This window comes from Parafrigoribacterium mesophilum (assembly GCF_039652555.1).
GTDB classification, from domain to species: Bacteria; Actinomycetota; Actinomycetes; order Actinomycetales; family Microbacteriaceae; genus Parafrigoribacterium; species Parafrigoribacterium mesophilum.
Window position 1 is genome coordinate 1,153,660 of the sequence record NZ_JBDJAF010000001.1, and the last position, 21,610, is coordinate 1,175,269.

General features: G+C 65.1%; 20 protein-coding genes and 1 tRNA gene. 10 read left to right on the forward strand and 11 right to left on the reverse strand.

Going from position 1 to position 21,610, the window contains the following annotated elements:
• Position 1 precedes the first annotated feature (1 nt).
• The gene (locus ABFX56_RS05465; protein WP_346232252.1) at positions 2–850 is read right to left on the reverse strand and encodes a nitrilase-related carbon-nitrogen hydrolase; all 849 of its coding nucleotides are present in this window, start codon (positions 848–850) and stop codon (positions 2–4) included.
• A 276-nt stretch (positions 851–1,126) separates the two neighbouring features.
• Between ABFX56_RS05465 and ABFX56_RS05470 the strand changes: the two genes are divergently transcribed.
• Positions 1,127–2,611 carry an NCS1 family nucleobase:cation symporter-1 gene (locus ABFX56_RS05470; RefSeq protein ID WP_346232253.1) on the forward strand — a complete coding sequence of 495 codons (1,485 nt, stop codon included), beginning with the start codon at positions 1,127–1,129 and terminating at the stop codon, positions 2,609–2,611.
• Between the two features lie 11 nt (positions 2,612–2,622).
• Here ABFX56_RS05470 and mmsB read toward each other — a convergent pair whose 3' ends face one another.
• On the reverse strand, positions 2,623–3,525 hold the full coding sequence (gene mmsB, locus ABFX56_RS05475) for a 3-hydroxyisobutyrate dehydrogenase (protein ID WP_346232254.1): 903 nt from the start codon (positions 3,523–3,525) through the stop codon (positions 2,623–2,625).
• A 144-nt stretch (positions 3,526–3,669) separates the two neighbouring features.
• Here mmsB and ABFX56_RS05480 point away from each other — a divergent pair, with 144 nt between their 5' ends.
• The 5 genes from ABFX56_RS05480 to ABFX56_RS05500 all read left to right on the forward strand — a co-directional run bounded on the left by ABFX56_RS05480 (position 3,670) and on the right by ABFX56_RS05500 (position 9,402).
• The gene (locus tag ABFX56_RS05480; RefSeq protein WP_346232255.1) at positions 3,670–4,578 is read left to right on the forward strand and encodes a LysR family transcriptional regulator; all 909 of its coding nucleotides are present in this window, start codon (positions 3,670–3,672) and stop codon (positions 4,576–4,578) included.
• 53 nt (positions 4,579–4,631) lie between these two features.
• A complete protein-coding gene (locus tag ABFX56_RS05485) occupies positions 4,632–5,738 on the forward strand; it encodes an alcohol dehydrogenase catalytic domain-containing protein (RefSeq protein ID WP_346232256.1) in 1,107 nt (368 codons plus the stop codon).
• 131 nt (positions 5,739–5,869) lie between these two features.
• Entirely contained in the window at positions 5,870–7,357 is a 1,488-nt protein-coding gene (locus ABFX56_RS05490; RefSeq protein ID WP_346232257.1) for an aldehyde dehydrogenase family protein, read from the forward strand.
• A 166-nt stretch (positions 7,358–7,523) separates the two neighbouring features.
• Positions 7,524–8,882 carry an MFS transporter gene (locus ABFX56_RS05495; RefSeq protein ID WP_346232258.1) on the forward strand — a complete coding sequence of 453 codons (1,359 nt, stop codon included), beginning with the start codon at positions 7,524–7,526 and terminating at the stop codon, positions 8,880–8,882.
• 106 nt (positions 8,883–8,988) lie between these two features.
• Complete coding sequence (locus ABFX56_RS05500) at positions 8,989–9,402, forward strand: nuclear transport factor 2 family protein (RefSeq protein ID WP_346232259.1); 414 nt, start codon at positions 8,989–8,991, stop codon at positions 9,400–9,402.
• Between the two features lie 47 nt (positions 9,403–9,449).
• Here the strand turns inward: ABFX56_RS05500 and ABFX56_RS05505 are convergent.
• The 4 genes from ABFX56_RS05505 to ABFX56_RS05520 form a co-directional block, all read right to left on the reverse strand.
• Positions 9,450–9,521 (reverse strand) — tRNA-Arg (locus tag ABFX56_RS05505).
• A gap of 82 nt (positions 9,522–9,603) precedes the next feature.
• Positions 9,604–10,377 carry an enoyl-CoA hydratase/isomerase family protein gene (locus ABFX56_RS05510; RefSeq protein WP_346232260.1) on the reverse strand — a complete coding sequence of 258 codons (774 nt, stop codon included), beginning with the start codon at positions 10,375–10,377 and terminating at the stop codon, positions 9,604–9,606.
• Positions 10,374–11,573, reverse strand: coding sequence for a CaiB/BaiF CoA transferase family protein (locus ABFX56_RS05515; protein WP_346232261.1), 1,200 nt, complete (start codon positions 11,571–11,573; stop codon positions 10,374–10,376). Before ABFX56_RS05515 ends, ABFX56_RS05510 begins: the two co-directional genes overlap by 4 nt.
• 89 nt (positions 11,574–11,662) lie before the next feature.
• Positions 11,663–12,451 (reverse strand): maleate cis-trans isomerase family protein, encoded by a 789-nt coding sequence (locus tag ABFX56_RS05520; protein ID WP_346232262.1) that lies wholly within the window; start codon positions 12,449–12,451, stop codon positions 11,663–11,665.
• A 160-nt stretch (positions 12,452–12,611) separates the two neighbouring features.
• Between ABFX56_RS05520 and ABFX56_RS05525 the strand changes: the two genes are divergently transcribed.
• From ABFX56_RS05525 to ABFX56_RS05535, 3 genes are read left to right on the forward strand one after another with little or no spacing between them, the layout of a single operon-like run.
• Positions 12,612–13,418, forward strand: a complete 807-nt coding sequence (locus tag ABFX56_RS05525) for an IclR family transcriptional regulator (protein ID WP_346232263.1) — start codon at positions 12,612–12,614, stop codon at positions 13,416–13,418.
• Complete coding sequence (locus tag ABFX56_RS05530; RefSeq protein WP_346232264.1) at positions 13,415–14,365, forward strand: NADP-dependent oxidoreductase; 951 nt, start codon at positions 13,415–13,417, stop codon at positions 14,363–14,365. Before ABFX56_RS05525 ends, ABFX56_RS05530 begins: the two co-directional genes overlap by 4 nt.
• Positions 14,362–15,126: a sulfite exporter TauE/SafE family protein gene (locus ABFX56_RS05535; RefSeq protein ID WP_346232265.1), complete on the forward strand. Its 765-nt coding sequence runs from the start codon at positions 14,362–14,364 to the stop codon at positions 15,124–15,126. Before ABFX56_RS05530 ends, ABFX56_RS05535 begins: the two co-directional genes overlap by 4 nt.
• A gap of 6 nt (positions 15,127–15,132) precedes the next feature.
• On the opposite strand, the gene ABFX56_RS05540 is transcribed toward ABFX56_RS05535, so the two are convergent.
• From ABFX56_RS05540 to ABFX56_RS05550, 3 genes are read right to left on the reverse strand one after another with little or no spacing between them, the layout of a single operon-like run.
• Positions 15,133–16,179 carry an ABC transporter ATP-binding protein gene (locus ABFX56_RS05540; protein WP_346232266.1) on the reverse strand — a complete coding sequence of 349 codons (1,047 nt, stop codon included), beginning with the start codon at positions 16,177–16,179 and terminating at the stop codon, positions 15,133–15,135.
• Complete coding sequence (locus ABFX56_RS05545; RefSeq protein ID WP_346232267.1) at positions 16,176–17,753, reverse strand: ABC transporter permease; 1,578 nt, start codon at positions 17,751–17,753, stop codon at positions 16,176–16,178. Before ABFX56_RS05545 ends, ABFX56_RS05540 begins: the two co-directional genes overlap by 4 nt.
• Before the next feature lie 31 nt (positions 17,754–17,784).
• Entirely contained in the window at positions 17,785–18,834 is a 1,050-nt protein-coding gene (locus ABFX56_RS05550) for an iron ABC transporter substrate-binding protein (RefSeq protein ID WP_346232268.1), read from the reverse strand.
• Positions 18,835–18,948: 114 nt separating this feature from the next.
• On the opposite strand from ABFX56_RS05550, the gene ABFX56_RS05555 reads away from it, so the two are divergent.
• A complete protein-coding gene (locus ABFX56_RS05555; RefSeq protein ID WP_346232269.1) occupies positions 18,949–20,031 on the forward strand; it encodes an isopenicillin N synthase family dioxygenase in 1,083 nt (360 codons plus the stop codon).
• A 34-nt stretch (positions 20,032–20,065) separates the two neighbouring features.
• Here ABFX56_RS05555 and ABFX56_RS05560 read toward each other — a convergent pair whose 3' ends face one another.
• Both ABFX56_RS05560 and ABFX56_RS05565 read right to left on the reverse strand, forming a co-directional pair.
• Positions 20,066–20,563, reverse strand: a complete 498-nt coding sequence (locus tag ABFX56_RS05560; protein WP_346233154.1) for an HNH endonuclease — start codon at positions 20,561–20,563, stop codon at positions 20,066–20,068.
• A 337-nt stretch (positions 20,564–20,900) separates the two neighbouring features.
• Positions 20,901–21,593: an iron-dependent transcriptional repressor DtxR gene (locus tag ABFX56_RS05565; RefSeq protein WP_346232270.1), complete on the reverse strand. Its 693-nt coding sequence runs from the start codon at positions 21,591–21,593 to the stop codon at positions 20,901–20,903.
• Positions 21,594–21,610: the final 17 nt, after the last annotated feature.

Here is a 21,610-nt window from a genome sequence, read left to right on the forward strand (position 1 = left end):
GCTATGCCTTCGCGATCGCAGTGTAAGAGTCTGGTCGGCGGTCCCGATAGAACTGCCAGTTGTTGCGCACCTGACGAACCATGTCCAGATCGAGGTCGCGAATGACCACTTCCTCGTTCTCGGAGCTCCCCAGCTCCCCGATGTGGTTGCCCGTCGGGTCGACAAACTGGCTGGAACCGTAGAAGTCCACGGCGAGTTCGCCGTACTCGTTGTCCTCCCGTCCGACGCGGTTCGGGGCCGCGACGAAATAACCGTTCGCCGCCGCTGCCGCCGGCTGCTCGATCTCCCAGAGTCGGTTGGACAGCCCGGGCTTTGTGGCATTCGGATTGAACACGATCTGGGCTCCGGCCAACCCGAGTTCACGCCAACCCTCCGGGAAGTGGCGGTCATAACAGATATAGACGCCGATCGGCCCGACGGCCGTGTCGAACACCGGGTAGCCGAGGTTTCCCGGCCGGAAGTAGAACTTCTCCCAGAACTTGTCGAGGTGAGGGATGTGGTGCTTTCGGTATTTGCCCATTACCGTGCCGTCGGCATCCACCACAACGGCCGTGTTGTAGTACACGCCCGGCATTTCCTCCTCGTAAATCGGAAGGACCATCACCAGGTGCAGCTCCCGTGCGAGAGCCGCGAACCGCTGCACGATCGGCCCGTCGGCCGGTTCGGCGAAACTGTAGTACTTCGCGTCCTCGGTGATGCCGAAATAGGGGCCGTAGAACAACTCCTGGAAGCAGATCACCTGCGCCCCGGCGGCGGCCGCGTCACGAGCGAACCGCTCGTGCTTCGCGATCATGGATTCTTTGTCCCCAGTCCACGTGGTCTGAGTAATAGCCGCTCTGATTACCGTCATTGGTAGTGCCCTTCACGTTTTTCACCGAACGCTTCATCGCGTCACGCGCCACCACGATCCTTTCGCCAATTCAGTCCCCGAGGCAAGCTCTTGTGGCTCCGCATGGCAAACAATCTGTCCTGAACCACCTCACAATCAGGATGCTTCGTCGTTGACAGCCTCCGCCGGAATCCGAAATTCTAAGGACACAGAAGATGGCTCATGCTCGAGAAGCGACGCAGACATCGCCCCTCTGCAGACGAGTCAACCGCCTCGACACAGTTCTCGGAGTCAACGATGACAGAGATCCCCGCCGGCTATAGCAGCCGGCTCTATAACGACGACATCGCGCCCCGCGCTGAAGCGGGCAAGTGGCGGACCTGGGAGCTTTTCGCCTGGTGGATGTCGGCGTGGCACAGCCTGGCCGGTTACGCGATGGCCGTCGGCCTCATGGTCCTCGGCCTCACCGGCTGGCAGATGGCTATCGCACTGGTCGCTGGAATCGCCATCATCTTTTTTGCCAGCAATTTGATGGGCGTTGCCGGCCAGAAGGTAGGGGTCCCGTTCCCGGTCTTCGCCCGCGCGAGCTTTGGCGTTTTCGGGGCGAACATCCCGGCGCTGCTGCGAGCCGTGGTCGCTGTGGCCTGGTACGGCATCAACACCTATCTCGCCTCGGCGGTTGTCATGATTCTCACCCTCAAGATCTGGCCGGAGGCGGAATCGCTCACCCACGACTCCTTCCTCGGACTGTCTTCCCTCGGGTGGATCTGCTTCCTGGTTTTGTGGGTGGCGCAACTGATCGTGCTGCACCGCGGAATGGAGACGGTGCGGAAGGTATCGAACTTCGCCGGCCCGGCCATCTGGGTGGCGATGGCTGCCCTGGCGGTGTGGACCTTGAACCGAGCGGGCTGGAGTCTCGACTGGAACTACCATCTCGGAAGCGTTCCGCTCAGCACTGGAGCGGCGATCGTCGCCACGCTCGCCGCGGTGTTCATCACCGTCGCCTTCATGGGTGGCCCGATGCTCAATTTCGCCGACTTCACCCGTTTGTCGCCCAATCCGAAGGCCGTGATCAAGGGCAACGGGCTTGGCCTCCTGCTGAACGGTGTCGCGTTCTGCTTGGTCTCGGTGATCATCGCGCTCGCTTCAGTCAAGGTCTACGGAAAGGCCATCCAGGATCCCCTCGAACTGATGCGGGATATTGACGACCCCACTCTGCTGCTCTTGACGATCATCGTCGTCATGGTTGCCACCGCGGGAATCAACGTCATATTGAACTTCGTGTCGCCGTCCTACGACTTCTCGAATGTGTTGCCCAAGCACGTCAGCTTCAGGACAGGCGGTCTGATCACCGCCGTCCTCGCCGTCGTCGTGACGCCGTGGAACCTCTACTCGAATCCTGTACTCGTCAACCAGTTCATCGGTGGCACCGGCGCCTTGGTCGGTCCGTTGTTCGGGATCATCATGGTCGATTACTTCCTGATCAGAAAGGCGCAGCTTCACGTGGAGAGCCTCTACAGCGATGCCCCCAACGGACGCTATTTCTACAGCCGCGGGGCCAATCTCAACTCCGTGATCGCGCTGTTGATCTCGGGGGCGATCACGCTTGCGGTGACCCTGGTGCCCATGTTCGCCGCCTTGGCTCCGTTCTCCTGGCCTATCGGCGTGATCTTCGGCGGGCTGATGTGCGTGGTCGTCAATCGTCTACGCCCGAACCTGCACGCTCGGGCTGCAGACCTCACTCAGCAAGCCGAGGAAGCCGCGCAGGCCGGCGTTCGGTAAGCCTCGGCTGCCTACTTGGCCTGCTGGAGGGTGCCGTCGACGAGCCCCACGATGATGGAGCAGTCCTTCTTGGCCTGCCCTGCGTCGATCGCACGCTGGAACAGCTGCTCCACGTGCTCGCCGATTTCCAGCGGGGTGTTCGTCGCGTGGGCCGCCGCGATTGCCAGCCCGATGTCCTTCTTGGCCAGTTCGGTGGTGAACGTCGGGGCAAAGTCTCTGTTGGCTGCTGCCGTCGGAACGATCCCCTTGACCGGGTACCAGGTGCGCAGCGCCCAACTGTCGCCGGAGGACACCGACGCGATGTCCCAGAACACCTTCGGATCCAGCCCGAGTCGGTCGGCCAGCACCGCACCTTCGGACACCCCGGCAAGGTCGATGAACAACATCAGGTTGTTGCAAATCTTGGCCGCCTGACCGGTGGTGGCGCCTCCGGTGGGAATGATGTTGCCGGCCATCGGCTCGATGAACGCGCTGGCGTCGCGCACCGCGCCGGCCTCTCCGCCGATCATGAAGGTGAGCGTTCCCGCTTCGGCGCCGCTGATGCCACCGGACACCGGTGCGTCCACAAAGCGGAAACCGGCAGCGCCTGCCGCATCGTGAAGCGCCTGAGCGGACTCGATGTCGATCGTGGAGGAGCCGACCAAAAGGGTGCTCGTACTGGCGTGAGCCAGGACGCCGTCCTCCGAAAGGTACACAGCCCGCGCGTGCTCGCCCTTAGGCAACATCGTGAACACGACATCCGCACCATCGACGGCCTCCGCGATGCTGCCGACGACGTGCACCCCAGCCTTCTTCGCGGCATCCAGTGCCACCGGACTCAGATCGAAACCGCGAACGTCATGCCCGGCCTTGACCATGTTCGCCGACATGGGGCCGCCCATGTTTCCCAACCCGATCCATCCGACAACAGCCATCTCAGAAGCTCCTTCGCTCGAATAGTGCCGCCCGTTGTGCGGCACGCCTGATACAAGGTCAAACGTCCCACCCCGATATAGTGCAGTCAAGAAGAAAACCCACAGAGCCTATGTGCATTCATGCACCCAGACCAAGGGGAGCGCATGGTCGACTTCAAGCGACTACCCAGTCCGAACGACCTGCTCATCCTTCTCACCGTGGCGAGGCTCGGCCGGTTCAATGCCGTCGCCGAAGCCCTCGGCACCACCCACACCACCATCTCCCGCCGGATCCTGGCATTGGACAAGGAACTTGGCGGTCGCACCCTGGAGCGCAGCCCGCACGGGTGGGAACTGACCCAATTGGGCATCCAGGCGGTCAGCGCTGCGGAAGCCATCGAAGACAAACTGGCGGTGTTGCGGAATGCCATCAGCCACGACGAGGGTTCGCTTTCCGGGTTGGTGCGGATCAGCACGGTGGACGGGTTCGGGGCGACGTTCGTCACGCCGGCTCTTGTGCGACTGCAGCAACGGCATCCGAAGGTCGATGTCGAGCTGTTCAGCGCCACCCGCAAGGTCAACCAGAACCGCTCCGGGGTCGACGTCGAAATCGTCGCCGGCTGGACGGAAACGGTCAGTGCACAGCGCATCCACCTCACCGACTATTTCCTCAGGCTCTACGCCAGCCGCGCGTACCTGGATGCCCACGGCATGCCGGCGACGCTGGACGACGTGAAGCACCACGGCTTCGTCTCGTACGTGGAGTCGGCATTGCAGGTGGCCGAACTGGGGCAGCGATCGCTCAAACTGCCGATGCTCAGCACCAGCTTTCAGGCGACGAGTATTTTTGCTCAGAACGAGGCCGTGCGCCGCGGTGCCGGAATCGGGCTTCTGGCGAATTTCATGGTGAACCGGGATCCGGACTTCGTGCCAGTGCTGCCGCAGGAGTTCCATCGGCAACTGCCGATGTGGGCGGTGGCCAGGCCTGAGTCGTTGCGGTCTACCGTGGTGGAGGCGGTGATCAGGTCCATCCGGCGTGAGGTGACGGAACGCCAGGATGAACTGTCCGGATAGCGGCGCGGTATTCTGCTCGCAGAACAGCGACGGCGAGACGGAAGGTCACCACAATGAAGATCAGGGGCGCAGTACTAGAAGAAATCGGCCGGGAGCGCCCGTACCGGGACAGCCACCCGATCACGATCAGCGAGCTCGAACTGGATGCGCCGGGACCGGGCGAAGTGCTGGTCCGCATCGAGGCGGCTGGCATCTGCCACTCAGACCTCAGCGTCGTCAACGGCAGTCGGGTGCGTCCGGTACCCATGTTGCTCGGGCACGAGGCGTCTGGCCGAGTCGAAAAGCTCGGAGCCGGCGTCGATGACCTCACGATCGGACAACGGGTCGTCATGACGTTCCTGCCCCGCTGCGGCAAGTGCGCGGGCTGCCAGACCGACGGTCGGCTGCCCTGCAGCGTCGGGTCGGCGTCCAACAACGCCGGTGTGATGATGAGCGGCGGCATCCGGTTGCACCGCGATGGCCGCGACATTCTGCACCACCTCGGCGTCTCGGGATTCGCTACCCACGCGGTCATCGACCGGCACTCCATCGTGCCGATCGAGGATCACATCCCAGCGGACATCGCCGCGGTCCTCGGCTGCGCCGTGCTTACCGGTGGCGGTGCGGTGATGAACGCGGGTAACCCGGGCACGGGCGACTCGATCGCCATCGTGGGGCTGGGCGGAGTCGGCATGGCCGCACTGATCACGGCGGTGAGCCTGGCCAAGGGCAGCGTCATCGGAATCGACGCGGTACCGGCGAAGCTGGCCAAGGCGAAAGAACTCGGGGTGACCGCTGTCTACTCGCCGCAGGAGGCGGTCGAGGCGGGAATCAAGGCGTCGGTGGTGGTGGAGGCGGCGGGCAATGTGCGGGCGTTCGAGACCGCGGTGGCCGTGACGGCGCCCGGCGGTCGCACCGTGACGGTAGGACTTCCCGCCCCGGATGCCCGCGCGAGCCTCTCCCCGCTCGGCCTGGTCGCGGAGGCACGCTCCATCGTCGGCAGTTATCTCGGATCCGCGGTGCCGTCCAGGGACATCCCGCGATACGCGCAGCTGTGGCGAGACGGCACGCTGCCGGTGGACCAGCTGATCTCCCGGCGTGTGGGGTTGGACGATGTCAACGAGGCTATGGACGAACTGTCGGACGGCAAGGCGATCCGCCAGGTGATCATCTTCGACTGACCCGCCGCATTCGACAAAGTGCAAAAATGCGCACCGGACGCTCATAACCGGTGCTTTTCTTTGACGCTTGTTCGTAGAAAAATGGCGATACGAATACCCCAACGGAGGGGCAACGAGGGAGCAATTTTTACATGATCTCTGCCGACATAGCCAAGAACGAACTTGGCATATCCTTCGCAGAACACATCATCGGCGGTGAACTCACCGGGTCGGCCGACGACCAGACACTCGACGTGATCGCGCCACGTGACCGGGAGGTCATGGGCACCGCCGCACAGGGCGGGACGCGGGACGTCGACGCCGCCGTGGCGGCCGCACGACGGGCGTTCCCCGCCTGGCGGGACACGGCGCCCAGGGCGCGCGGGCGCATTCTGGCCCAAATCGCCGACCGGCTCGAGGAAAACACGGATCGGATCGCGAAGATCCTGTCGCTGGAGAACGGTAACGCGATCCGCACGCAGTCCCGCGGGGAACTGGCCTTCGCAGTCGACACCTTCCGCTACTTCGGCGGGTTGGCCAGCGAGGTGAAGGGCGAGCAGATTCCGCTGTCGATCGACAAGCTGGACTACTCGCGGCGCGAACCGTACGGCGTTGTCGGCGCCATCATCCCGTGGAACGCGCCCGTGCAGCTCGGCACCATGAAGATCGCCCCGGCCATCGCCGCCGGCAACACCTTGGTTCTCAAGACCGCGGAGGACGCACCCTTCGCGATCCTCGAGATTGCGAAGATCTGCCAGGAGTTCCTGCCGCCGGGGGTGCTTAACGTCGTCCACGGGGTGGGCGCGGTCACCGGCGAAGCCTTGATCAACAATCCGGATGTCGACAAGCTGTCATTCACAGGGTCGACGGCCGTGGGCAGCCGCATCCTTTCCGCAGCAGCGTCGCGGATCATCCCGGTGTCCCTGGAGCTCGGCGGCAAGAATCCGCAGATCGTGTTTCCGGATGCGGACGACGACTGGGCGGTGGACGCCGCGATCATGGGAATGCGATTCTTCCGTCAGGGGCAGTCCTGCACCGCTGGATCGCGATTGTTCGTGCACAAGTCGATCTTCGACTCGTTCATGTCGAAGTTTGCTGCCAAGGTCGCGGCGATGAAGGTCGGCGACCCGCTGGACGAGGCTTCCGACCTCGGTGCGATCGTCAACAAGAAGCAATTCGATCGCGTCTGCGGGTTCATCGACGAGGGCATGAAGGTGGAGGGCGGCACTGTGCTCACCGGAGGGATGCCGCCGACCGAAGGACCGCTGTCCCGCGGCTACTTCGCTACGCCCACGGTGTTCTCGCACATCGACAACGGCTTCAACATCAACCGGCAGGAGATCTTCGGACCGGTGGTGGTTGCCATCCCCTGGGAGAACGAGGACGAGGTCATCGCCATGGCCAATGACACGCACTACGGACTCTCGGCGTTCGTGCACACCAAGAACATCGGTGCCGCGATCCGCACCGCGCACCGCATCGACGCCGGGTGGGTGCAGGTGAACCACGGCGGCGGCCAGGTTCTCGGGCAGTCATACGGTGGCTACAAGACCTCCGGCATGGGCCGCGAGTTCTCGCTCGAGGGAATGCTCGAGTCGTACACGCACCGCAAACACATATCGATCAACCTAAACGTGTGAGGCACAGTCAGCGGTACAATTCCGGACGAGGAAGCCCGCCCAGGCGCGGACAGTCGTCAGAAAACCTCTCGCTCGCCACCTACGGCGTGTTGCTTGACAATCACCAACCGGAAAACTAAACCCTTATCGGTACTCCCCTGAGAAAGAAATGGAAAGAGAGACAACGATGTCAAATACTGGGACGGCGCTAACCGACCACGAAAGACGCAGCCAAGTGCGCAAAGCGGCGGTCGCCAGCACCATCGGCACCACCATCGAGTGGTACGACTACTTCCTCTACGGCGCCGCAGCCGCACTGGTGTTCCCACACGTGTTCTTCCCGGAGATGACCCCCTACCTGGCCCTGCTGGCGTCATTCGCCACCTACTTCGTAGGCTTCCTGGCCCGGCCGGTCGGAGCCGCGATCTTCGGACACTGGGGTGACCGCATCGGCCGCAAGGCGATGCTGATCACGACCCTGGTGATGATGGGAGTCTCCACCGCGCTGATCGGTGTGCTTCCCGGCCAAGACTCCTGGGGCTACGCGGCACCGGTGATCCTGATCCTGCTGCGTGTCTTCCAGGGCATCGCAGTCGGCGGCGAGTGGGGCGGTTCCATCCTGCTGTCAATGGAGTGGGGCAACCAGAAGCGCCGCGGCTTGATGGCCAGCTGGCCGCAATTGGGCGTTGCCATCGGCATCATCCTGTCCACCGGACTGATGGCATTGTTCAACGGAGCCATGGGCACGGATGCCTTTATTGCCTGGGGCTGGCGGATTCCATTCCTGCTCAGCCTGGTACTGGTGGCGGTCGGCCTCTACATCCGGATCCGGATCGAAGAGACCCCGATGTTCAAGAAGGTGCTCGAGACCAAGACGGCCCGCAAGTCGCCGGTGCTTGAGGTGCTCCGCAAGTACCCGAAGCAGGTCGTACTCTCCGCACTGCTGCGCATGTCAGAGCAGATGCCGTTCTACATCGTGACCGCGTTCGTGCTGTCCTACCTCACCGACGACACCCACAAGTACTCGTACAACTTCGTACTGATCGGCACCATGATCGCGGCGGCATTCGAACTGTTCCTGGTACCGTACTTCGGGCACCTTTCCGACACGGTCGGTCGCAAGAAGATCTACCTCATCGGCGCCGGAATCACCGGTGTGTGGGGCTTCCTTTACTTCGCCATGCTGGACAGTGGCATCGCGTGGGTGGTGTTCATCGCGTTGATCGTTGCGCTGATCCCCCACGCCATGCAGTACGGTCCCCAGGCATCCATCATTGCCGAAAACTTCCCGACCAACCTGCGCTACACCGGTTCGGGTCTCGGCTACCAGCTGTCGTCGATCATCGCCGGCGGCCCCGCGGCGTTGATTGCAACCTGGCTGTTGCACACGTTCGGGACCGGCTACGCGGTGGCCGTGTACATGCTGGTCGCAGCATTGATCACGATCGCGGCGGCGTTCGGTTTGAAGGACTACTCCAAGTCGGACATCTCCTCGGCCGACACGTACGAGCCGAGGGCAGACCGCGCGGAGCGGGTCGCTAAGTAAGTAGCACCACAGCACCTCTGCAGCGTGTCGGAGCACATCCTGGCACGCTGCAGAGGTGCTTCTTATATTTAGACGTGCCGCGTACTGACAAGGAGCGCCGAGAACTATGCAAGAAACAGACAACGAGATCACCGTCGCGTTGGCCGACCAACTGCAGCGGGAGGCGGAACGCGCCTACTCGGCCGGAGACCTTGAAGCGATCCTGGCGAGCTTCGATCCGGACATCACGATCCTCTACGCGGACTTTCCCGCCATCCACGGTTTGTCCGAAGCCCGGAAATTCATCGGGAGCCGGCTTGCACGCCAGAAGAACTACCGGCTGAAGAAAGAACTCCGCGCGATCACGGGCAATGTCATTGCCGGCGCGTGGACGGGAAGCTGGGTCGATGCGCAGACCCAAGCACTGATGCACGGCCGCGGCTGCGAGTTCTGGACCATGAAGAACGGCCGCATTGCTTTTTGGGAAGCGACATTCAACGTGTGGGCGGACGGCGAGCAAGGCAAAACGCCGATCGTCTAGAACGCGACGCACTCGCCTCGAGGCACATGTCGCGACTCATCACAAAGTGCCCCTGGAGGGATTCGAACCCCCAACCGTTTCCTTAGGACGGAACTGCTCTTCCGTTGAGCTACAGAGGCTGGCCTCCCCGAGTTTACCGAAGCCAGCTCGCGAATGCCGAAGTGGTCAGTGCGCAGTGTTCTTTCAGTGCGCAGTGTTCTTTCAGTGCGCAGTGTTCTTTCGGTGCAGGAAGCCATCCACCCGCTTGGGAAACTCGCCTGGGTCCGAGACCGCGCCGACCACCCGGTCGCGAGCCGGCTGCTCCAGCGGAGCCAGCCCGAGGTTGACGGCCGCCTTCGCCGCGCGCAGCGCTGCGGCCGACTGCGTACCCCACCGCTCCAGCAGGCGCGCCAATTCGGTGTCCAATTGCCCGTCCGCCACCACCGTGGTCACCAACCCGATGGCGGCCGCCTGCTCCGCCTGAAGCAGCACTCCCCCGAACAGTAGATCTTTCGTTCTGGACGGCCCGATCCGCAGCGACAACCGATTCGCAAACGACGGCGGAACCAAGATACCCAGCTGCGCCGTCGGCATTCCGAGTCTGGCGGAGCGGGCCACCAGCTGTAGATCACACGAAAGCAGCAGCTGGCAGCCGCCTCCCGCCGCAACCCCCTCAACGACCGCCACGGTCGGCATCGGGAGGTTCTCCACCGCCTGCAGCGCCGCCTCTATCTCCGCGAAACTCGCATCCACCTCGGCGGAGGTAGCGCCGTTCCAGTCATTGAGGTTCGAACCGGCGGAAAACCGACCACCTCCGCCACGGACCACCACCGCTTCGAGCGACTCGTCGTCAGCCAAGGCCGTCGCGATGCCTTCCAGGGCCCGCCACTCCGCCCGGCCCATCGCGTTGAAGCGTTCGCCGGTCCCGATCGTGATCGTCGCCACGGCGCCCGACCGGCTGACCTCGGCAGCCCCCGGCGCCGATGCGCTGGTCACTGCACTACTCCGGTCGCGTGCAGTGACGTGATGGCGTCGCCGTCGAAGCCAAGTTCTCCGAGTACCTCGTCGGTGTGCTGCCCCAGCAGCGGCGGCGCGGTACGCACCGCCACCGGCGTGCGGGTGAGCCGGATCGGGCAGCTAACGGTCTTGACCATGCCCGCAGTGGGGTGCTCCACCTCGGAGACCATGCCGCGCGCCAGCACCTGCGGATCGGCCAACGCCTCATCCACGGTCTGGATCGGCCCGACCGGCACGCCGTGCTCATCCAGCGCCCGAACCCACTGTGCGGTAGGGCGACTCGCGAGAATGTCGGCAATCAGCGGCACCAGCACCTCCCGATGCTTCACCCGCAGTGAGTTCGTAGTGAACCGCTCATCGGCCGCCAAATCGTCCCGCTCGATCGCCTTAGTGAAGCGCTGCCACAGACTGTCATTGCCCACCGCGACCATCACGAAGCCATCCGAAGACGCGAACGCCTGGTACGGCACGATGGTCGGATGCGCCGAACCGTAGCGACGCGGCACGTTGCCGCTGGCGAAGTAGCCGCTGGAGACATAGGTAAGCCAGGCCACCGACCCGTCCAGCAGGCTGATATCCACCCATTGACCGTGCCCCGTGCGCTGCTTTTCATGCAGCGCCGCCAGGATGCCGATGGTCGCCCACATCCCGGCAGCGATATCGGCGCTACTCACCCCGACTCGCACCGGCGGGCCGTCGGTCTCCCCGGTGACGCTCATGATGCCGCTGCGCGCCTGCGCAATCGCGTCATACCCAGGTCGCTGCGATTCCGGGCCGGTCTGGCCGTATCCGCTGATCGACGCATAGACGAGCCCGGGGTTGCCCTTCGACAGTTCGTCGAAGCCGAACCCCAGGTGAGCTGCGGTCCCCGGCCGGAAGTTCTCCACCAGCACGTCGGCCTTCATCGCGAGCTTCCACACCGCGGCGCGGCCCTCCGACGACTTCAGATCCACCGCGATACTGCGCTTGTTCCGGTTCACCGCTAAGAAGTACGCCGCCGCATCGCCCTGGAACGGCGGACCCCAGGCCCTGGTGTCATCCCCGGTGCCCGGCTGTTCGACCTTGACGACATCCGCACCCAAGTCGGCGAGCGTCATCGTGGCGAACGGCCCGGACAGGATCCGCGTCAGATCCAGGACCAAGAGATCCTGCAGGGCGCCGGTCCGTACTGTCATATCCACTCCGTTTGCGTTGATCTATCTTGATTTGATGTGTCACCGTCGCGGACTTGACGCCCGCGCAGTATCTGAAAAGTCTGTCCCGTCTAGAATCCACCGGCTAGCAACGCGCCAGCATTCGATATCGCAGGCCGGTGGCCGAGAGCGTGGAGAATTTCGAACGCTGTTGCGGTGGCGGCGGTGACCACGGGCAGCCCCAGCTCGTCTTCCACCGTTTGCACGGCCTCCAGGGACGGCATCTGCACGCACGCCGAAAGCACGATCGCATCGACGCCGTCACGCTTCAACCTCCGTGCGATCCCCGGCAACTCCCGCTGATCCAGCCGGCCCACGAGCAGGTTGTCGGACACCTCGAGACCGATGACGTCATGGACGGCAATCCCGGCCCCGACGATGTAATCGCTGACCAGCGCGGTCAGCTCTGGAACATAGGGCGTGACCATGGCCACTTTCTTGGCGTCCAGCAGCTTCAGAGTGCGCACCAGCGCACCGGCACTGCTCGTTACGGCGGCTGGATGGCCATTGTCTTTCGCCGCCGAGGCGAGTACCGCCTCGGAACCGGTGTGCGCCCCCGGCCCCTGGGCCATCACCGCGACCAGGCACGCATAGGCGATCACATCGACATCCGCATCGGAGACCGCGACGGCGCAGTCCGCAGCCTTGTCCACCATGGCCGCCAGCTCGTCCCTGGTGACACTGTGCAGCGTGGCTCGCGCCGAATGGAAGGTGTATCGGTGGCCCGTCACCGCGGTCTGCCGCCGGAACAGTTCGGGTAACTCGGTTTCCATCGTGGTATTCGAACTGGGGACGATCAGGCCAACCTTGGAGATCGCCGTGCGCGTCTTGTGGTCTTCCGCTGTCCCCGTTGCGCCCACGATCGGCCTCTCCGCAGTTATGATGGAACTCAGTACGTGGGTTCCTAACCCAGCTTGTGAGTTTTGTCTCCGAGTGTCAAGTCTTCACGCTATCTTTTTGACGAGAGACTTCGGAGCACCATGGTGCTCGTCGAGCACCCATCGCGAGAAGAGCGGCAGCGTGGCAAAGACACCGGGTTCGGGATCCGCCCCAATCCTGCTGCTGCGAAAAATCACCGAAATCCTCAACTGTTTTTCGCTCGAATCCCCGGACCCGACGCTGCAAGAGATCACCCGGCAGACGCGTCTTCCCGCCAGCACGTGCCAACGCCTGGTTCAGAACATGGTGCGCGAGGGCTACCTCGACCGGGACCGCGACCGTTACCGCATCGGACTCCGGCTGGTGCAGTGGTCGATGCCCGGTACCTTCGCACTGGATATCGTGAGTTTGACCAAGCCGATCCTGCAGGAACTGCGGGACCAGACCGAGGAGTCGGCATGCTTGTACGTCCGGGATGGTGCGTTCCGCACCGTCGTCGGCGTCGCCGAAACCCGCCACGTGATCATGCGCCCATTCCGGGTCGGGCAGGTGCTGCCCATTCACGCCGGCGCGCCGGGCAAGATCTTCCTGGCGTTCGACCCGGATGCCCGCGAAGCGCTCCTCGGCACCGATCTGACCGTCTTCACCCCGTCCACCCCGACGAGCATGGAGCAGTTGGACGCGCAAAGCGCCGTGGCACGGGAACAGGGCTTCTACGCGGCCTTCGGCGAACGCAACATCGACGTCGGCTCTATCAGCGGGCCGGTGTTCGGCCACACCGGGGACCTGGTCGCCGTTCTGGGCATCGGGTTCCCGACCCAGCGCGTGGGGCCTGACGACGTGGAGCGCCTCGGCCCGGCCGTGTCCGCCGCGGCGCGAGCGGCAAGCGTGGCGCTCGGACATCCGTCCGGGCTGGAACCAGCAGCAACCGAGGAGAAGAAATCATGACCAGTGCGGTGCGCATCCGTAGCTTCGGCGGCCCCGAGGTGCTCGAAGTCGTCGAGGTCCCGGACCCCGTTGCCCCGGAAGACGGCGTCGTCATCGACGTGCGTGCCGCCGGCGTCAATCCGATTGACTGGAAGATCCGCGAGGGACGCACCGCCAGCGGCCCCCTCACGGAGCCGATCGGGTTGGGTTCCGACGCGTGCGGCGTGGTCACCTCGGTTGGAGCCGATCCCGGCCGGTTCGCCGTGGGCGACGCCGTCATCGCGCGCGGATTGACCGGCGCGTACGCGAGTCGGGTGGCTGCACCGTCGACACGACTCACGAGCAAGCCCCCGTCGCTGAGCTTCGAGGAAGGAGCCGCGCTCGGGATGCCCGCCGGCACCGCGTATCAGTCGCTCAAGTCCCTGGGAGTGCGCGCCGGAGAAACGCTACTGGTGCACGCCGGCAGCGGAGCCGTCGGCCTGGCCGCCGTGCAGTTCGCCCACCAGTGGGGACTGACCGTCATCGCCACAGCGAGCCCGGCGCATCACGCCCGGCTCGCCGAACTCGGCGCGATCCCGGTCGCCTACGGGGACGGCCTACTCGAGCGGCTTCGCGCCGCCGCACCGGGCGGCATCGACGTGGCGCTCGACATCGCCGGCACCGACGAGGCCCTGCATACGTCACTCGACCTCGTTGCCGACCGGTCCAGGATCGCGACGCTGGTGGCCTTCCAGGCCGCAGCGGACCTCGGCATCCGCTTGTTCAGCGAACACTTCGGCGGAGGACTCGGTTCGGAGGGCAGGGCGTTACGGGTGGAGGGCGTGGCCGTCGCCGCCGACCTTGCCGAACGCGGGCTGTTCGAGATCGACATCGCCGCCATCTATCCGCTGGAGCGGGTGGCCGACGCACACCGGCAAAGCCAGACCGGTCACGTGAACGGGAAGATCGTGCTGGTGCCCACTCCGTGACCTGGTTAGAGGCCTTGCTGCTGTTCGTGGCCGGGACGACGGCGGGGACGATCAACACCGTCGTCGGCTCCGGCTCCCTGGTGACCTTCCCCACGCTGCTGGCGCTCGGATACCCGCCGGTGCTGGCCAACGTGACCAACAACATCGGAGTGCTGCCCGGCTCGGTGAGCGGCGCGATCGCCTACCGGCACGAGCTGAAGGGAGAGGCCCGCGGAGTGCTGCCTCTTGCGGCGTGCTCGTTGGTCGGCGGTGCCGCCGGGGCACTACTGCTGCTGGTACTGCCCGCCTCCGCGTTCGATGCGATCGTGCCGGTGCTCATCATCGCTGCGTGCGTTCTCGTCGTGGCAGCGCCATCGCTGAAACGCTGGGCGTTCCGACGGGCCACGGCGACTCGGCCGGGCGGATCGGCCCGAGCAACGACGCTCCTCACGACCACCGGGCTCACCGGCGTGTACGGCGGCTACTTCGGAGCCGCGCAGGGAGTCATTCTGCTCGCGCTCCTGTCGATCATGCTGCCCGGCGACATGCAGAAGGCCAATGCCTACAAGAACGTGCTCGCGGCGGTCGCCAATGGGGCTGCGGCCCTGGTCTTCGTGTTCACCACCAGCGTGGCTTGGTTCGCCGGCGGCATCATCGCCCTTGGCGCTATTCTCGGCGGCCAACTGGGTGCCAGGGTCGGCCGGCGCCTGCCGCCGGTGATCTACCGGATCGTCATCGTGCTGATCGGTATCGCCGCTGTGGTGTACTTCTACACGAAGTGAACGTTCTCAGGCGTCGTACAGCACCACACTGCCGCCCACGCACACCCGCATCGTGCTGCCCGGCAGGAACTCCGGCGATCGGTAGCGGGGCAGTCGGAGGGTGAGGGCGATCGGCTCGGGATCCCCGTCGATGGTCAGGTCGATCTCGATGTGGGAGCCGTGGGAGCGCACGGACTCCACCCGAGCGGGCGACCCGGCGCCGGAGGCGGCGACGGACAGTTGCTCCGGCCGGATCAGCGCGCATGCCGCCCCGTCTCGGTCGCCGTGATCATGCCGCACCGGGAGCACCCCGAGCGCCGATACCGCCTGCCCCTGGCGACGTCGAACCGGCACGAAGATCGCGGCACCGAGGAATTGCGCGGTCAGCGGGGTCGACGGATCGCCGAACACATCATCCGGCGGGCCGTACTGGATCAACCGACCGTCCTCCAGAACGCCGATCTCGTGGCCGAATCGCATGGCCTCGTCCTGGTCGTGGGTGACCAGGATGGTGGTGACCTCGGCGCGATCGAGGGCGTCGATCACCGACTGTCTGGTGTGCGCGCGCAGCCCGGTGTCCAGCGCGCTGAACGGCTCATCGAGCAGGATGACCCCCGGCGCCGGTGCGAGCGCGCGCGCCAGGGCGACGCGTTGTTGCTGACCGCCGGACAACTCGTGCGGGAAGCGGCGCAGGAACCTGGTCTCGAGGTTGACCAGTTCGCACACCTCGAGCACTCGCTGTTTTTTCGCGGTCCGGTCGCGCAGACCGAAGCCGATGTTGGATTCCACGGTGAGGTGCGGGAACAGCGCACCGTCCTGCGCAACGTAGCCAACGCCACGGCGATGCGCCGGCACGAAGTCAGCCGGTCCGCACACGGGTTGTCCGTCAAGCACGATGGTGCCGGCATCCGTCCGCTCGAACCCCGCGATCAGCCGCAGCAGCGTGCTCTTCCCACTGCCGGAGGATCCGACGATCGCCGCTCGGGTGCCGGAGCGCACGCTCAGCGAGATGCCGTGCAGCACCTCGACACCGCCGAGAGACTTCGATACGCCATCCAGCTTCAGCGACGTCATCCGCGGGAGGCCTTTCGAGATTGGGCAAACATGATCGCCACGGCGGGGATGGACAGCAGGATGAGCAGGGCTGCGTAGGGGGCAGCGTCAGAGTAGCGTAACGCCGCCGTCGCCGACCAGAATCCTGTGGCCAAGGTGCTGGTGCCGTTGGGGGCCAGCAGCAGGGTCGCTGTGAGTTCGTTGGCGGCTCCGAGCGCGACCAGCGCGGTGCCGGCGGCAATGGATGGCAGCAGCAGCGGCAGGGTCACCAGCACCCTGGCCTGCAACGGGGAACGACCGAGGGCACGCGCTGCCTCCTCCAAGCCGATGGGGGCCTGGGCAATACCGGCGCGCACGCTCACCAGCGCGCGCGGCAGAAAGATCAGCGCATAGGCCAACAGCACCGTGAACGCGGTCTGGTACAGCGACGGCACCAACCGGATGGCCACCGTCACGAGGGCCAACGCGATGACGATGGCCGGCAAGCTGCTGGCGACATAGGTGGCACCCTCGATCGCCCGGTTGATCCGACTGGGATGGCGCACCGAGAGCCAGGCCACCGGAAGCGCCATGAGCACCGTCAGCACCGCACCGCCGCCGGCCAGAAACGCGGTTTGCGCGAGGGCCGCGGCGAGCGCCGGCTGTGCCCATGGATCACCATAGCTGAGCCAGCGGATCACGCTGGTGACCGGTACTCCCACGGCGAGGATGATCAGAAGGCCCAGACAGAGCAGCGTCGGGACACTCCACCGCCGCAGGGCGAACACTGTGGCGGCGTGCGGCACGCCGGAGCCGACCCTGGCGTACCGGGCCCGGCCGCGCGTGGCGGATTCGAGCACCAGCAGCATCAGGCACAGGGTCGCCAGCACCGCCCCCAGCGCACTGGCTGCCGGCCCGGCGAACGACGACTGGAACTGCACCATGATGGCCGTGGTGAAGGTGTCGAAGCGCAGCAGCGCGAACGCGCCGTATTCCGCCAACAGGTGTAAGGCAACGATCAGCGCTCCGCCCCACACCGCCAGACGCAACTGGGGCAGCACGACCCGGACGAAGACCGCCCAGGAACTGTAGCCGAGGGAACGAGCGCTCTCTTCGAGCGCCGGGTCAAGACCTCGGATCGCCGCGGCCGCCGGCAGATATACCAACGGATAGTAGGCCAGGGTGGCCACGAAAAGCCCGCCACCCAGTCCCGCCATGGATGACACGGCGCTCACCCAGGCGTAACCGCTGACGAAGGCGGGGATGGCCAACGGTGCGGCGAGCAGTATCGCCCACACACGGCGCCCCGGCACGCTGGTGCGTTCCACCAGCCAGGCGCCGCCGACACCCAGCACCACGCACAACGGCGTGGCGATCAACACCAGCAGCACCGTGTTGACCAGCAGCTCGCCCACCTTGGGCCGGAAGATCAATGGAGCCAGCGTGCTCCAGCCGATCTGCAGCCCAATCGACACGACGTATCCGATCGGGATCAGCGTCACCAGGGTGATCACGACGACCAGCGCGATAAAACCGGCGCTCGGCCCGGATCCGCCGCCGACCTTGCGGCCCGCGCGGATGCCCAGCGGTTCTCTCGTGGTTCGGGTCAGGACCATGGTGTGCCGGCCTGTGGGCTGCACTGCATGGCTAGATGAGCCCGGCCCGCGTCATCAGATCGGCGACCTCGGGGCTGTTGAGCTTCGTGGGGTCGATGGCGGGCGCTTCCAGTGAGTCGAGCGCAGGCAACGCCGGGTTCGCGGCGACATCGCTGGCGACCGGGTATTCGAAGCTGGTGCCGGTCTGCAGGACCTTTTGCCCGGCCTCGCCCACGATGAACTTCAGGAAGGCCTGCGCTGCGGCCTGATGCTTGGACGAGGCCAGCACACCGCCCCCGGAGACGCTGACGAAGGCGCCGGGGTCCTCGTTCTTGAAGTAGTACAGCTTGGTGTTGGAGCTGTTCTCCTTCGTTCCGGACTGATCGGCGAACCAGTAGTAGTGGTAGATCACGCCTGCAGGGATGTCGCCGGCGTTGACCGCCTTCATCACCGTGCTGTTGCCCTTGTACGCCGAGAAGTTCTTCTTCATGCCGGTCAGCCACTCCAGGGTCGCATCGGGGCCTTTCAGCTCCAGAAGTGCGGACACGATGGCCTGGAAGTCGGCCCCGCCGGGCGATGCCGCCCAGCGGCCCTGCCACTGTGGTCCGGCGAGATCGAGCAGCGACTTGGGCAGCTGGTCCTCTTCGAGCAATGTCGGGTTGTACACGAACACGGTGGAGCGAGCGGCGATGCCGGTCCACTTGTCGGTCGACGGCCGGAACTGGGCCGGCACCGCCTGCAGAGTGGCGGCATTCACCGGAGCGAGCAGCTTCTTGTTCTCAACCAATGCGATGGCCGGCGAGTTCTCGGTGAGGAACACGTCGGCCGGAGAGGCGGCGCCCTCCTGCACGATCTGGTTGGCGAGTTCCGATTCGTTGGCATTGCGCAGGACGACCTTGACGCCGCTCTCGGCGGTGAAGGCATCCGCCCAGGCCTGGGTGAGTTCCTCGTGCTGGCCGTTGTAGACCGTGATCTGGGTGCCGGCCAGGGAGTCGGATTTCGCCGGCGTCGCGCTGGGGGCGTTGGAGGCGCACCCGGTGAGAGTGAGCGCAAGAACCGCGGAGACCGCGAGGAACGTGGTGGTTGTGGTGTGGGCTCGCATGGCGCTTTCTGGCTGGCTGCGGGAGGGAAACAAGGTAAGCCTAGCCTAAGAATGTGGGGGTCTGCGCGACGAAACATTCCACCGAGCCGCGGGGCTCGATGGTACTTTGCAAGAGTGAGTGCACTGAACACGTCAGATTTGCCTGCGGGCTCGTCGCCCGCCTCCATTCCGGTCCTCGACCTGAGCACGGCCCGGCGCGCCGACGGCTCGTTCAACCCGGACTTCATCGACTCGCTGCGCGCGGCGGCCCATCACATCGGCTTCTTCCAGTTGATCGGATACGGTCCGGCCGAGGCCCAGGTCGATGACATCTTCGAGGTCACCCGCCAGCTGTTCGACCTTCCGCTCGAGGAGCGATTGAAGCTGGACAATCGCACTTCCCCACATTTCCGTGGTTACACCAGGCTCGGACACGAACTCACACGCGGGCGGCCGGATGCGCGGGAGCAGTTGGACTTCGGCCCGGATCGGCCGGCTGTGGAGCACTACCCGTCGAACCAGCCGTACTGGCTCGTGCAGGGACCGAACCTGTGGCCGGATGCCGCGTTACCCCGGCTGCGGCAGGTCGCGATGGCGTGGGCGGAGTCGCTCTCGCAGGTGGGCGCGGAATTGCTCAGCGCCATCGCCGTCGCCCTGGGCCAGCCGGCGGACCATTTCGACGACGCCTTCGCCGGCACCCCCGCCTGGATGGCCAAACTCGTGCACTACGTAGGCAACGTGGTGCAGGAAGCCGGAGATCAGGGCGTCGGCACGCACGCCGACTACGGGTTCGTCACCCTGCTGTTGCAAGACAGCGTCGGCGGGCTGGAAGTTCTTCCGCCGGGCAGCCAGACCTGGATCCCGGTGGAACCGATCCCGGGCGCGCTCGTCGTCAATCTGGGCGAAATGCTGGAAGTGGCTACCAGCGGCTACCTTTCCGCCACCATCCACAGGGTGCAGGCGCCGCCTCCCGGAGTGGACCGCTATTCGATCCCGTTCTTCTGGTCCCCGCGCCTGGACGCGGTCATCGCGCCGGTGCAGCTTCCACCGGATCTGGCAAGTCAGTCGCGCGGCATCTCGGACGACCCGAAGAACCCGATGCTGGCCGCATACGGGGCCAACGTGCTCAAGGGCTGGGTTCGATCGCATCCGGACGTGGTCAGGCTGCACCACCCGGAACTGATCGCCTCGGATACCGGCGCGGCCGCGTCGCAGTAGGCTGCACCACCAGCGGCTCGATCACCGATACAGGTCAGGCGGCCGGTGCCAGGAACTCCTGCCACTGCGGTTGCTCCCGGTCGATGCCGCGCACCAACCATGCCGTGCCGTGCGGTTCGCGCGGCCTGATGCGCAGCGTCCAGTGCATCTCCGCGGGAGTACGGTCACCCTTCAGGTTGTTGCAGTGCAGGCAGCACGCCACCAGGTTTTCCCAGCTGTCGGCGCCGCCGCGCGAGCGGGGTAGAACGTGGTCGATGGTCGTCGCCGATTTCGCACAGTATGCGCATCGCTGGCCGTCGCGGCGTAGCACGCCCCTGCGGCTGACCGGAACCAAGCGCCGGTGCGGGATGCGAACGTAGTGGCGGAGCAGAATCACCGACGGGCGATCCCAGGTGCCGGACGTGCCGAACACCGGATGCTCAGGGTCGATCGCGACGACCGTCGCCTTCTCGTTCATCACCAACACCAGCGCCCGCTTGAAGGACACCACGGCCAAGGGCTCGAAGCCCGCGTTGAGCACTAGCGTGCGCATTCTCATCCCATCGACCAGTCCCTGGACGGCTTCCAGGGATCCGACTCACCTCATCGTTCGCTCGGCAGGAGCAGCGGCCGGTCCGGTGCGCAAACAATCACAAGACCCAAACAAAAAGACACCGTCGAAACGACAGTGCCTAGGTGTGAGACGTGCAGAAACACGCCCGGCTACATTGCCGAGTCCGAAGCGCGCACGCATCCACGGTTTGGATGATGCACTGCCCCGTCATCGGCTCTCCCGAAAACATCCTTCACGAACTATGAGGACTCTAGATTAACGCACAAACTGGCTGTGCAACCACTGGGCTCGCCGCAGATCGACCGGCATCGGCGCATCAGATGCCCACGTAGACGTGCTGGGCCACCTCGTTGGGCAGCTCAAGCGTCTCGTCCTGGCCCTCCACTTGCACGACGACGTAGCCGCCGGTGCCCGAGAAGCTCGCCTTGACGCCGGGCAGCACGCCGGCGGCGCGGAACTGCTGGAGCAGATCCGGTTCATACTGCACCGGCTCGCCCAGGCGGCGGATGACACCCTTGACCGGGCCGACTGCACCGAGCACGAAGTTCACGATATTCACAACACCCTGGCTGAACTTCTCCGCGGGATGGTCACCCAACTCGTCCAAACCCGGGATCGGGTTGCCGTACGGCGAGTGCAGCGGATGTTCGAGCAACGTCACGATACGACGCTCGACCGTCTCGCTCATCACGTGCTCCCAGCGACAGGCTTCCTCGTGCACCAGCGCCCAATCCAGGCCGATCACGTCGGCGAGCAGCCGCTCCGCGAGGCGATGCTTGCGCATCACGCCGACAGCCTTGCGGCGGCCGTCTGCGGTCAACACCAGGTGGCGGTCGCCCTCGACGACGACCAAGCCGTCCCGCTCCATCCGCCCCACCGTCTGGGACACCGTCGGGCCGGAATGGCCGATGCGTTCGCTGATGCGCGCCCGCAACGGAATGATGTTCTCTTCTTCGAGCTCATAGATCGTGCGCAGATACATCTCAGTGGTGTCAATGAGATCCGTCATCGATGCATCCTCCGATC